Raw genomic sequence first — 12,967 nt, 5'->3', positions numbered from 1 at the left:
ATCATGTTAGTACCTTTAGTTTGGCAAAACAATTACGTAAAAATAGATGAAGATTTAAAAACAATAACAGATAGACTTTCAGAAACTGGATCTCACGTTGAAGAAGTAACTATCAGAACAACAGACCTAGAAGGTGTAGTTGTAGGTCATGTCCTAGAACAAGAAAAACACCCAGATGCTGATAGGCTACAAGTTTTAAAAATAGATATAGGACGTGAAAAACCTGCAACAATTATAACTGCAGCAAAAAATACAAAAAAAGATGATTACTTATTTGTAATTACAAGTGGGACAACCATGGACAATGGTGATTATATAGGAGACCACGACTTTTTTGGTATCAACTCTGAAGGAATGCTTACATCATATGCAGAGCTAGGCTACCCTGATAATGTAATTCCAAAAGAATTTAGAGATGGAGTTATTATTTTAAATGAAGAATATAAACCAGGTACTCCAGTAAGTGAAGTTTTATCATCTAATACTCCTGTAATTGAGTATGAAATCACACCAAATAGACCTGACTGTCTATCAATTATTGGTATGGCAAGAGAAACTGCGGCAAGCTTTGGCAAAAAAATCACTCTCCCATCAATTGACTATAAAGAAATTGATGAAGATATAAAAGATTATTTTAATGGAGTAAGTATAGAAACAGAAAATTGCGCTAAGTTTACTGCAAGAGTAGCTAAAAATGTAAAGGTGGGCAAATCACCTCAATGGTTACAAAATTACCTTATTTTAGCAGGTATGCGTCCAATAAATAATATAGTAGATATAACAAATTTTGTTTTACTTGAAACTGGCCAACCCCTTCACGCTTATGACTTAGATAAATTAACGGATAAAAAACTTATAGTTCGTGAAGCCAAAGAAGGAGAAGTTTTAAAAACTCTTGATGGCGAAGAAAGAAAACTTGATTCAGATATGCTAGTTATAGCTGATGGAGCAAATGCAGTTGGTATAGCAGGAGTAATGGGTGGATTTGATACAGAAGTAACTGATGAAACTACAAATATAGTCCTAGAAGCAGCTAACTTTAATAGCACAAGTGTAAGAGAAACTTCTAAAAAACTTGGCCTACGTAGTGAAGCGTCAACACGTTTTGAAAAAGGACTTCCACTTGAAATGGCAGATTTCGCTAGCCGTCGTGCTATGAAAATTATTTCAGATTTAGGAATTGGGGAAGTTGTTGGTGGATTTATAGAAGAGGGCAAAGAAAATTCAGAAGGAAAAACTGTAGACCTACGCATATCAAGGCTAAATGCTCTAACAGGAGTAGATTTTACTAAAGAAGAAGCTATCAAAAATCTAGAACTTTTAGAATTTGAAGTAGAAGATATAGATGAAAATACTATCCGCGCTAAAGTTCCATTCTTTAGAACTGATGTGGAAATCGAAGCAGATTTAATAGAAGAAATTGTAAGACTTTATGGTATGGGTAACATAGAGCCGAAACCACTTTATTCTAGCCTGCAAAGGGGACTTAGATCAGATGCTAGACTTTTAAGAGATGATTTAAAAAGAGAATTAGCTGGTCAAAAATTTGCGGAACTTACAACTTATTCTTTCATCTCACCAAGAGAATTTGACAGAATGGGTGTGCTAGCAGACTCAAAATTAAGAGAATATATAAAATTAACAAATCCACTAGGTGAGGACTTCTCAGTTATGAGAACTACTCAAATTTCAAATATGCTAGATGTGATTGCAAAAAATATCAACCGCGGGCAAAAGGACTTAAAATTATTTGAACTTGGTAAGACATTTGAAAAAACAGACTCAGATTTACCAAACGAAAATGATACTTTAACTATGGGTCTTTACGGGTCTTATAATTTCTATGATTTAAAAGATATATTCGAAGTTGCTATGGCACGTGTCGGATTTAATGGATTTACCTATAAAACCCAAAAAGAAAATCCTATTTTCCACGCAGGAAGATGTGCAGATATTTATTACGGGGATGAATTTATCGGAACTATGGGAGAAATTTCCTATGAAGTACGCGATGAATACGACATCAAAAAAGGTGCTTTAATTTTAGAAATCAACCTCGCAAAAATAGGTAATCAAAGAATTAAAAATAGAAAATATGCTGAACTTCCAAAATATCCAGCAATCACCCGTGACTATTCATTTGTAACAGACCGTGATGTTGAATCTAGCTTCATAGAAGATACAATTATTAATAATGGTGGAGACCTTGTTAAAAATATCGAGTTATTTGATATTTACACAGGGGACCAAATAGAAAATGACAAAAAATCTATATCCTACAAGGTAGAATATAGGGACAATGATAAAACTTTAAAAGAAGAAGATATAAAAGATATAGAAGAAAATATATTAGCTGATTTAGAAAAATCAGGCATAGTATTACGTAGTTAGGAGCAAAAGTGAGCGAAAAAAAAGTTCAAGTAGAAATAGATGGGGCAAGCTATACCCTTGTTACCGACGAAAGCGAAGAACAAATAAAAGATATAGCTGCTTATGTTAGTGGTAAAATTGCAGAAGTAAAATCAAATAAACTAAGCTATGACAGGGAACTTGTTTTAGCAAGTATAAATATTGCCAACGACCTTTACCATGTAGGCAATAGATACAAAAATCTAAAAGAAGACTCATCTGAAGCTATGGAAAACTACCCAAGCCTTGTAGAAAATTACAAAAAGGCTGTAGCCCATAATGATGAATTAATTGAAAAAGTAGATGAACTTTCAAATAAAATAAAAGTTTTAGAAGATGACAATGAATCTCTAAATAAGAAGGTAAAAGTAAACGAAGAAAGTGAAAAAACAATAGATAAATTAAGAAAAGAAATTGAAAGACTACAAAAAGAAGCAGTAAACCTTAAAGCAGAAAATGACCAATTAAAGGGGTCTATTTAATGAAAAAACCAGAAGTATTAGCTCCAGTAGGTAAGGCCGATATGCTTTATGCAGGTCTTGCTGCAGGAGCTGATAGTTTTTATCTAGCCTTAGATGATTTTGGGGCGCGCGCTTATGCAGAAAATTTTACCTTAGAAAATATAAAAGAAACCATTGACTACATCCATCTTTTTGGCAAAAGAGTATTTATTACTATGAATACCTTGATAAAAGATAATGAAATGACAAAGGCGATTTCCTATGTAGAAAAACTTTATGAATATGGAGTAGATGGCTTAATTATCCAAGACTTGGGATTTTTTTCTATTATAAAAGATAAGGTCCCTGGCATGGAGCTTCACGCATCAACACAAATGGCAGTTAGAGAATATTTTGGAGCAAAATATCTTGCTGATTTAGGCTTTGATAGAATTGTAATAGCACGAGAAACTCCAGTAGATGAAATTAGAAAAATTGCAAGCTTACCCGTTGAAACAGAAGTATTTGTTCACGGGTCACTTTGCGTGAGTTTTTCTGGCGAATGTCTGATGAGCTCTTATTTTGGAGGCAGATCTGCAAATCGTGGCAGATGTGCTGGTCCGTGCAGGCAAAAATATAAATTAATATCTGGTGGCAAGGTTTTAGGTGATGATTATTATTTAAATATGAAGGACCTAAATGCTATTGATAACCTAGATGAGCTGATAGAAATAGGAGTAGACTGTCTAAAAATTGAAGGTCGTATGAAAACTCCAGAATATGTTTTTGCAGCAGTAGCTAATTACAAAAGCAAAATCGAAGAAAGTACTTATGATAAAAATCAAATATTAGATAGCTCAAATAGAGGCTATACAAAGGGGTTTATCTTTGGCCAAAAAAGAGATTATATAACTTTAAAAGATGATAACAAACATAGAAGTGTGGGAAAAGTTTCATCCAAGAAAGGTAAAAAATATTTTATAAGTAATTCTGATTTATATTTAGGAGATAACCTAGAAATTACTACAGATAAAGGAAAAAAATTACCTTTTACTATAACTAGAGATTATAAAGCAAATGAAAAAATATTTTTGGAAAAATACCCAGATGCAGCTATAGATTCTGATGTACTTATTGTAAATTCAAATAAGGTTACAAACCAAAAGGACCATGCCCTAGAAGCTTATAGAAATTTACCGATAAAAATTGATTTTAAGGCCCATCTTGGAGAAAATCCACAAATAACACTTACTTATAAAGATACATCAGCAAGCTACACTCATCCAGTAACAATAGAGGAAGCAAAAAATGTTTCCCTTACAACAGAAGATATAAAAGAAAATCTGGAAAAATTTAATGATGAAATTTTTAGTCCAAGTGCAATAAATATTGACATTGATGAAGGTATATTTTTAAGAAAAAAAGATATAAATGAGTGTCGTAGGATGGGAGTATCCCTACTAGAAGAAGAAATATTAAAATACTTCCATAGAGATGAAATAGAAATTGATTTACCACAGATAGAAAAGGAGCAAAATCATAAAAGTGAGAGAAATATAGAGCTCCTTACAGATAATATATCCAATGAATTATTAAATGATTTTGACAATGTCTATATTAGGTCTTTTGGTGAAAAATATAGGGGAAATGACTTATATTTAAATCTAGATGCCCATGATGAATATAAGATAGATAATTTAATTTCTTATATAAAAGCAAATGGTATAAAAGGGGTTATTTGCAATAACTACAGAGATCTAGCCTTTATTGATGATTTTACAAATAATGATATAAAAATAAGAATTGGTAGATATTTAAATATATTTAATTCCTATACTGCAAATTTTTATAAGGGTTTTGCAGAAAATATTTGTGTATCAAGCGAAGCTGACCTTGATATTATAAATAATATTAGTCAAAATCAAGCTGTAGAGGCTTTAGTATATTCTAGGATTGAACTTATGAATATGCGCCATTGCCCATTTTCTGTAATCAAAAAATGTGGTCTATCTGGATGTGAAACTTGTAGGTTTAATAAGGGAGTTTTAGAATCTCATGATGGAGAAAAAATGAAAGTAATCCGTTATGGAGATTATTCTAAAATATATCCAGAAAAACCAAGTCGTTTTGACAGTGATAAATTTTCTGATAAGGTTTCACTCTTATATTCAGTAATGGATGATAATGATATTTTAAATATGAACCAGGCAAAAATTCGCGATTCTTACACAAAAGGAGTGATTTAATGCAAGAGCGAACTTTAGAAGTTTTAGAATATGAGAAAATTTTAGAAAAAGTAGCCAGCCAAGCACGTTCAAGTGTGATAAAAAATAAAATTTTAAATCTAGCTCCTATGACAGACGCTGATGAAATTAAGGAAGAATTAGAAAATACAGCACAAATGGTAGGAGTTATTTCGCGTTTTGGCAATATAGATTTATTTGGTCTTTATGACTTTACTGCTATGATTGGTTATGTTAGAAAAAGGGGAATCCTAGAACCTTATGAACTATTACAAGTAAATGATCTTTTAAGAGTAGCTGAATATTTAAAAGATTATGGCAAAGACATAGAAGAGCCATACATCAAAGATTTATTTGCTAGAATTTCTACCAATGATTTTATTAAAGATGAAATAGAAAGATCTATCATTAGCGAAGATGAAATAGCTGATAATGCTTCAAGCGAACTTAGAAATATCCGCAGGCAAAAAGCACGCAAGGAAGCTGACATAAAAGCAAAACTTAATTCCTATATTTCTAGTGACAGATATGATGATGTCTTGCAAGACAAGGTAGTATCTATCCGTGACGGGCGTTATGTAGTGCCAGTAAAAACTAATAAAAAATCTGTAATTGGCGGGATTATTCATGATAAGTCCTCATCTGGCAATACTATATTTGTAGAGCCGGCTGCTATTGTTGAGTTAAATAACCAGCTAAAAGATTTGGAACTTAAAGAAGAAGATGAAATTAGAAGAATCTTAGATAGACTTTCTCGTTTTGTCGAAAAATTTGATGTAGAGATTTTAGAAAACCAAAAGCTAATTGGACGTATAGATTTCCTAGTAGCCAAGGCTAAGTATGCAATAAATAATGAATATACCAAGCCAAAAATAACTACAGATAAGATTATAAAATTAAACCAAGCTCGCCACCCACTTTTAACAGGCAAGGTTGTGCCTATAGATGTAATAATTGGTGGGGATTATAAAACTCTTATAATTACAGGTCCAAATACTGGAGGTAAAACTGTATCCTTAAAAACTGTTGGCTTAATATCCCTTATGGCCCAAACTGGTTTTTATATACCAGCTGAGGAAAACAGTATCGTAAATGTCTTTGATGATATTTTTGTAGATATAGGAGATACCCAGTCACTTGAAATGAGCTTATCAACTTTTTCTGCATCTCTTACAAAAATTGTAAAAATAACTGAAAATGCTAGCTCAAATTCTCTAGTACTTTTAGATGAGCTAGGATCTGGTACTGACCCTACAGAGGGAGCGGCTCTTGCTATTTCTATCCTGGATTATTTAAGGAAAAAGGAAATCATGACATTTGCAACAACCCACTACAGTGAGCTAAAATACTACGCAGTAGAAACTGCTGGTGTTATGAATGCTTCTGTAGAATTTGATGTAAATACCCTATCTCCAACCTATAAGCTTGAAATAGGTACTCCAGGAAAATCAAATGCCTTTGAGATTTCTAGACGTTTAGGCCTAGATGAAGGCATATTAAAAAATGCTCAAAATTTACTGGGTGAAGATACTAAAAATGTAAATAAAATCTTAGAAGAAATTGAAGAAAATAAAGAAGAAATAGAAGCCAAAAATGCAGAGATAGATCGTTATAAGAGAGAAATCCAAAGGGCTAAAAGAGATTTAGATGAAAAGTCAAAAGAAGTAGAAAAACAAAGAGCAGCTATCATTAGGGAAGCAGAAGATAGGGCAAATGAAATTTTAGAAAAAGCAAACACAGAATCTCAAGAAATGCTGAAAGAAGCCAAAAAATCTAAAAATGCCAATACTTCTGACATAGACCGTAGCTTAAATAACATCAGAAATCGATATAAGTCTAATAAAATCGAAAGAAAACAAAAAGGACTTAGAATTGGAAAATCAGATGCTGCTCCAGATGACTTAAAACTAGGAGATATAGTAATTATCGAAGGAATCAATGAAAGAGCTGAAGTAATTTCTGAGCCAGATGATAAGGGGAATATAAAACTACAAATGGGCATTTTAAAGATGGATTCAAATATCAAAAATGTTACCAAGGTAGAAAGTGATAGCAAAACAGAAAAAAATATCCAAAAAGTGTATAATGCTAAAAAAGCAATGAACATATCACCAACCCTTGATTTACGTGGACAAAGATATGATGATGCCATGAGAAATTTAGATAAATATTTAGATGATGCAATGCTAGCAGGGATTTCTAAGGCAAAAATCATCCACGGCAAGGGAACAGGTGCTTTGATAAATGGTGTTACAGAAAATTTAGAAAATGATAAAAGAATCGCAGACTTTAGGCTAGGCGATGACAAAGAAGGCGGCTATGGAGTAACAATAGTTAGCTTTGAGTAGGGAGGATTAATGAAAGATTTTAAAGAGATAATTGCAAAAAAATTAGAAAATGAGGATATAAATTTATCTTACGATGAGATTTATAATTTAATAGAAATTCCACCACAAGATGACATGGGAGATTATTCCTTCCCTTGCTTTACCCTAGCAAAAGTTCTTAGAAAAAATCCTGCACAAATAGCTAGTGATTTGGCAGAAAAACTAGAAATAGAAGAATTTGAAAAAATCGAAAACTTAAATGCCTACCTAAACTTTTATGTAGATAGAAATCTTTATGAAAACTCAGTATTAAATGAGATTTTAGAAAAAAAAGAAGACTTTGGTAAAAGTGATGAGGGTAAGGGCAAAAATATAGTAATTGACTTTTCGTCAGTAAATATAGCTAAGCCTTTCCATATTGGTCATATAAGGTCAACAGTTCAAGGTGATGCCATTAGAAATATCCACGAATTTTTAGGCTACAATGTCATAGCTACAAACTACCTAGGTGATTATGGAACACAATTTGGAACTATGATTGCAGCTTACAAACTCTGGGGAGATGAAGATGCTATAAATAAAGATCCTATCAATGAACTTTTAAAACTTTATGTAAGATATAATACAGAAGCAAGTGAAAATGCAGAGATGATGGATGCTGCTCGTGCCGAATTTAAAAATTTAGAGGATGGAGATCCTGAAGCTACAAAATTATGGCAATGGTTTAAGGATATTTCCCTTCGTGAATTTGAAAGAGTGTATGGACTTCTTGACATAAAATTTGATGATTACAATGGAGAAAGCTACAATTCACAATTTATTCCAGAAAGTATTGAGCTTTTAAAAGAAAAAAATCTTTTAGTAGAAAGTGATGGAGCGCAAATTGTAGACTTAAGTCCATATGATTTAACTCCAGCTATCATTATAAAATCAAATGGCTCAAGCTCTTATATCACCCGTGATATAGGTACAGCTATAAATCGTAAAAGAGAATATGATTTTAAAGAAAATTTATACGTAGTTGCTACCCAACAAAACCTTCATTACCAACAACTTAGAAAAATATTAGAATTAATGGGCTATGAATGGTGGGATGATAACAAACACATTGCCTTTGGTATGGTAAGTTTAAAAGATCAAACCATGTCTACTCGTAAGGGCCAAGTAGTTTTCCTAGAAGATGTATTAAATAAAGCTATAGATAAAACAAAATCTATAATGGTAGATCGCAATACTGACATAGAAGATATAGACGAAACTGCAAAAATTGTTGGTATAGGAGCTGTGAAATTCCAAGAACTTTACAACAATCGTATAAAAGACTATGTTTTTGACTGGGATGAAGTATTAAACTTCGATGGTGAAACAGGCCCATATGTTCAATATACTTATGCCCGTGCCAAATCTGTTTTAAGAAAAGCTGGTGTAGAAAGTTTTGATGTAGCTGAATTTAAAAACTTAAATACAGATGAAGAATTTGCATTGGTAAAAACTTTAGCTGATTTTGGAGATGTAGTGACAAAGGCATGTGAAAAGTATGAGCCATCACTTGTTACTCGTCACTTAACAGAAATTGCTAAAGCCTTTAACAAACTCTACAATTCTTCCCAAATTATGGTTGATGATGAAGAAATCAAAAACGAACGTCTGGCCTTAACCTACGCTACATCCTTAGTTATCAAATCAGGCCTTAAATTATTAGGTATTAAAACCGTGGAGAAAATGTAATGAATGATAAATTTCAAGACTTTTTAGAAGTTACTAGTAAGGCTTTTAAAGAAAGTTTTAGTAAATTTAATAAAATTTATGTAGCATTTTTTGTTTTTTTAGTTAGGGCTGCTTTTCTAAATTCCAGAATGACATCTATTATAGGTGGAGGTTTTTTAGGAGGGCTTATTAATTACTTTATTGAAGTAGCCCTCCTATGCTTTGTTGCCCAATCCATGCGATCAGTTGTTGTTTATGGCAATACTGGTAAAAAGTCTATAGGTAATTCTATAAATAACTTTTGGCAGCCTATACTAAGCACATTTTTTTATTTTTATCTAATAGAGATGATTATTAACCTACTGCCAGGTTATCCAGATATTAAGTTATTTTTATATGTAGCCTTTCACTTTTTAATGTCCGCCTTACTAGAAGAAGTCTATATAAATGGCAACGCAGGAACAGATGCCCTTAAGAAATCTGCCAAATTTGTTTGCGATAACATCCTAACTTATGGAATATTTTGTCTAATTTGCTTAATTATTATAGCAAAACTTACTCTAAATAGCAGCGTTGGTTTTACAAGTAGGGCCATGTATATTTTATTAATTGCTATTATTGATTTGATATTTTATTTAGTAAGGGGTCATTTATTTAAATATTTAGATAAACACTCCTACCGTCAAAGAAAATTTATGAGAGGTTAAGATGAGACTAGACAATTATTTTAGAACTTTTACAGAAAATCTTGCCTACCTAGATTTAAAAGAAACTAGTGATTACCCTGTATTAGCTGATATACCTCTGCCAATTTATGTAGATGATATCCAAAGCGGGATTATGACTGGATCTATGAGCGAGAAGATAGAACTAGAAAATTTCTTAGATGGGATGCTTATAAATATAGGAGCAGATCAAGATTTTCTCCATAATGAAGAATATAAAGTTATCCTCACCCAGTTTTTAGATGATATTAGTAGGTACGCTTCAAGCAAAGCCATTGCAGTTGCTGATTTTGATATCAACAAGGCTCTTTTACTTTTAAGAGGTGGCTATATTCTTAATCCTGCTGATAATTATAATGCCTATCTTTATGCAAGATTTTTATGGCCAAGTGCCTATGAAGTAGAAGATAAGTACAAGGAGGATTTTATAAGGGAAGCCCTAGATATTTTACAAAAAACTCTTGTAGAAGATGAAAATTTTGCAATTTCTTACTATGAACTAGGAAATATTTATGCAAATTTAGGAGAATACATTAAGGCCCGTAGTTTTTATAACAATGCCTTGCAAAAAACAGAAGCCCCAGAGGCCCAAGATGAAATAAGAGATAAACTAACTGAAATAAATGATAATGCAGAAATAGAAGAATCTTTATATTTTATAGGCAAGGGCGATTACAATAGTGCTATTAAAAAGCTTACAGGCTTACTTTCTAACAAAAAACGAGCAGATGCCTATTATTATTTGGGAGTAGCCTATCAAAATATAGGCCAATACGAAAACTCGATTATGGCCTTTGAAAATTCTCTAGATACTGGAGCAGAATTTAGAGAACTTTATAATGACTACGCGATTTCTTTATACCTAAGCGATAGACAAGTTGATGCCCTTAGTGTAATTGCAGAAGGTTTGGAGAAGTTCCCCCAAGATCCAAGACTTACTTATAACAAGATTCAAATTAATCTGACACTTGGAAATATAGGTAAGGCCAAAGAAGATATAGACGAACTTCTTACCTATGATGACCTAACAGATGAGATTAGGGGCAATCTATTGACAATCAAAGACCAGTACAAAATTTAAAGACCCATTGCGGTCTTTTTAAATGAGAAAAATGAAAGAGGCTTTATGATTATAATTAGAAATATTATTCTAGAATCAGATAATCCTGATAAATTAAGACAAAAAATATCTAGATTAATAAATAAAAAAGACTTTGACTACGAAATCTATAGAAAATCCATTGATTCTAGAAAAGGGATTAAATTCTCCTACCAAGTATTAGTAGATATAGATCCAACAGATAAGGAACTTAAAAGAATAAAAAATGCAGATAGGTTTGAGTTTAGAGAGTCAAAAATAGAAATTAATAATCCACCCAAAGAAGTTTCTATTATAGGGACAGGCCCATCTGGATTATTTACAGCCTATATCCTTGCGCAAAATGGAGTGAAGGTAAAAGTTTACGAACGCGGGGAAGCCATAGAAGATAGGATAAAAACTATCGAGTCCTTTAAGGAAACTGGCAAATTAAATCCAGAATCAAATATCCAATTTGGGGAAGGTGGAGCGGGGACTTATTCTGATGGAAAACTTACTGCACGCAGTAAAGACCCAAGAGTAAGAATGGTTTTAGAAACTTTTCATAAGCACGGTGCACCAGATGATATTATGATAGATGCTAAACCCCATATAGGTACAGATTTGCTACGTGATGTTATTACAAATTTAAGAGAAGAAATAAAATCATACGGGGGAGAGTTTTACTTCTCTCACCACTTAGATGATATTAATATTTCTGATAATGGTGTAGAAAATATTACTATTAATGAAAATAAAATCCAAAGTGATGCCTATGTCTTAGCTATAGGCCATTCGGCAAGAGATACCTTTGAAATGTTAAGTAGTAAAATAAAAATGGAAAATAAAAACTTTGCAGTAGGTTTTAGGATAGAGCATAAGAGAACTGCTATAAATGACGCCCAGTACAACGGCAAAAAAACCGATATAGAAGGCAATGAATTGCCCGCAGCTTCTTATAACCTTTCCTACAATGATAAAGAAATTCATCTTTCTGCCTACACATTTTGCATGTGTCCAGGTGGCTATGTAGTAAATGCTAGCAGTGAAGAAAACATGACCTGTGTAAATGGCATGAGCTACCATGACCGAGATGGAGAAAATTCCAATGCTGCCCTAATAGTAACCATAGGAGAAGAAATCTATGGGAGTAATTTATTAGACGGCATGAGATTTCAAAGAGAAATAGAGAAAAAAGCCTATAAGTTAGGAGATGGAAAAGTACCAGTTCAAAAATTTATCGACTTTAAAAAAGACATAACAACAAAAGAATTAGGAGAAATAAAACCATCAGTAGAGTCAGCATATAAACTATCAAATCTACGTGGCCTATATCCAGCAATCATAGATGAGATGGTTATAGGTGCAATAGAGTATATGGGAAAGAAATTAAAAAGATTTTCTGATGATGATGCAATCTTATCAGGAGTAGAAACTAGATCATCATCACCAATAAGGATGATAAGAGATAAAGAAAATAAGTCCTTGGGTTTAAATAATTTATATGTAGTAGGAGAAGGCAGCGGCCATTCAGGAGGCATAGTGTCATCTGCAGTAGATGGAATTAGAACAGCTGAGGCCATTTTATCAAGAATTTAAAAAAAGTTTTAAAAAATATTTGACAAGTTAAAAAATAGAGTGTATACTTCTATAGTCACTACGAAAGAGAGTGAACTTAAGCAAAGAAGATTTTTTAAAAAACTTTTAAAAAGTCCTTGACAAGTTCAAAAATTAGTGGTAGACTAATAAAGTCGTTACAAACAAACGACAAGATGAACCAGATGTTAGAAATAACATCTAAAAGGAAATTTAATATCAATGATTATGTAAAACAAAACATAATCAACCTATCAATAAATAACAAACAAGTTATTGACAACTTTAACCAAGTTGATTTCTTTAAGGATGATTAATAGGCCAGTCCGGCCAGAAGAGGACCCTCCACGGAGTGGTCGCAGGACGGAACGGCCGAGAAATAAATCACGCATTGATTTTAGATCAGTGTAAATAAAAAGAGCTTGAATCAAAAAGCTTTTAT

General features: G+C 32.4%; 9 protein-coding genes. All 9 read left to right on the top strand.

Annotated elements, in window-relative coordinates; translation table 11 throughout:
* Positions 1 to 3: 3 nt before the first annotated feature.
* Positions 4 to 2,391 carry a phenylalanine--tRNA ligase subunit beta gene (gene pheT, locus AB9Q04_RS03950; protein ID WP_410024081.1) on the top strand — a complete coding sequence of 796 codons (2,388 nt, stop codon included), beginning with the start codon at positions 4 to 6 and terminating at the stop codon, positions 2,389 to 2,391.
* 8 nt (positions 2,392 to 2,399) lie between these two features.
* On the top strand, positions 2,400 to 2,891 hold the full coding sequence (locus AB9Q04_RS03945) for a cell division protein ZapA (protein WP_410024080.1): 492 nt from the start codon (positions 2,400 to 2,402) through the stop codon (positions 2,889 to 2,891).
* Entirely contained in the window at positions 2,891 to 5,095 is a 2,205-nt protein-coding gene (locus AB9Q04_RS03940) for a peptidase U32 family protein (RefSeq protein WP_410024079.1), read from the top strand. Before AB9Q04_RS03945 ends, AB9Q04_RS03940 begins: the two co-directional genes overlap by 1 nt.
* Positions 5,095 to 7,440 carry an endonuclease MutS2 gene (locus AB9Q04_RS03935; RefSeq protein ID WP_410024078.1) on the top strand — a complete coding sequence of 782 codons (2,346 nt, stop codon included), beginning with the start codon at positions 5,095 to 5,097 and terminating at the stop codon, positions 7,438 to 7,440. Before AB9Q04_RS03940 ends, AB9Q04_RS03935 begins: the two co-directional genes overlap by 1 nt.
* 9 nt (positions 7,441 to 7,449) lie before the next feature.
* Positions 7,450 to 9,147 (top strand): arginine--tRNA ligase, encoded by a 1,698-nt coding sequence (gene argS, locus AB9Q04_RS03930; protein ID WP_410024077.1) that lies wholly within the window; start codon positions 7,450 to 7,452, stop codon positions 9,145 to 9,147.
* Positions 9,147 to 9,833, top strand: a complete 687-nt coding sequence (locus AB9Q04_RS03925) for a hypothetical protein (RefSeq protein ID WP_410024076.1) — start codon at positions 9,147 to 9,149, stop codon at positions 9,831 to 9,833. The genes argS and AB9Q04_RS03925 overlap by 1 nt, the downstream gene beginning before the upstream one ends.
* A gap of 1 nt (position 9,834) precedes the next feature.
* Positions 9,835 to 10,932 (top strand): tetratricopeptide repeat protein, encoded by a 1,098-nt coding sequence (locus AB9Q04_RS03920; protein WP_410024075.1) that lies wholly within the window; start codon positions 9,835 to 9,837, stop codon positions 10,930 to 10,932.
* Between the two features lie 45 nt (positions 10,933 to 10,977).
* Positions 10,978 to 12,528 carry an NAD(P)/FAD-dependent oxidoreductase gene (locus AB9Q04_RS03915; protein ID WP_410024074.1) on the top strand — a complete coding sequence of 517 codons (1,551 nt, stop codon included), beginning with the start codon at positions 10,978 to 10,980 and terminating at the stop codon, positions 12,526 to 12,528.
* A 182-nt stretch (positions 12,529 to 12,710) separates the two neighbouring features.
* The gene (locus tag AB9Q04_RS03910; protein WP_410024073.1) at positions 12,711 to 12,842 is read left to right on the top strand and encodes a hypothetical protein; all 132 of its coding nucleotides are present in this window, start codon (positions 12,711 to 12,713) and stop codon (positions 12,840 to 12,842) included.
* The last annotated feature ends 125 nt before the right edge of the window (positions 12,843 to 12,967 follow it).

This window comes from Anaerococcus groningensis, assembly GCF_046365465.1.
GTDB classification, from domain to species: Bacteria; Bacillota; Clostridia; order Tissierellales; family Peptoniphilaceae; genus Anaerococcus; species Anaerococcus groningensis.
This window is presented reverse-complemented; position numbering and strand designations above follow the sequence as displayed.

Coding starts and splice junctions, on each gene's coding strand:
- pheT (WP_410024081.1), top strand. CDS start 4: ATGTTAGTACCTTTAGTTTGGCAAAACAATTACGTAAAAATAGATGAA.
- AB9Q04_RS03940 (WP_410024079.1), top strand. CDS start 2,891: ATGAAAAAACCAGAAGTATTAGCTCCAGTAGGTAAGGCCGATATGCTT.
- AB9Q04_RS03935 (WP_410024078.1), top strand. CDS start 5,095: ATGCAAGAGCGAACTTTAGAAGTTTTAGAATATGAGAAAATTTTAGAA.
- argS (WP_410024077.1), top strand. CDS start 7,450: ATGAAAGATTTTAAAGAGATAATTGCAAAAAAATTAGAAAATGAGGAT.
- AB9Q04_RS03925 (WP_410024076.1), top strand. CDS start 9,147: ATGAATGATAAATTTCAAGACTTTTTAGAAGTTACTAGTAAGGCTTTT.
- AB9Q04_RS03920 (WP_410024075.1), top strand. CDS start 9,835: ATGAGACTAGACAATTATTTTAGAACTTTTACAGAAAATCTTGCCTAC.
- AB9Q04_RS03915 (WP_410024074.1), top strand. CDS start 10,978: ATGATTATAATTAGAAATATTATTCTAGAATCAGATAATCCTGATAAA.
- AB9Q04_RS03910 (WP_410024073.1), top strand. CDS start 12,711: ATGTTAGAAATAACATCTAAAAGGAAATTTAATATCAATGATTATGTA.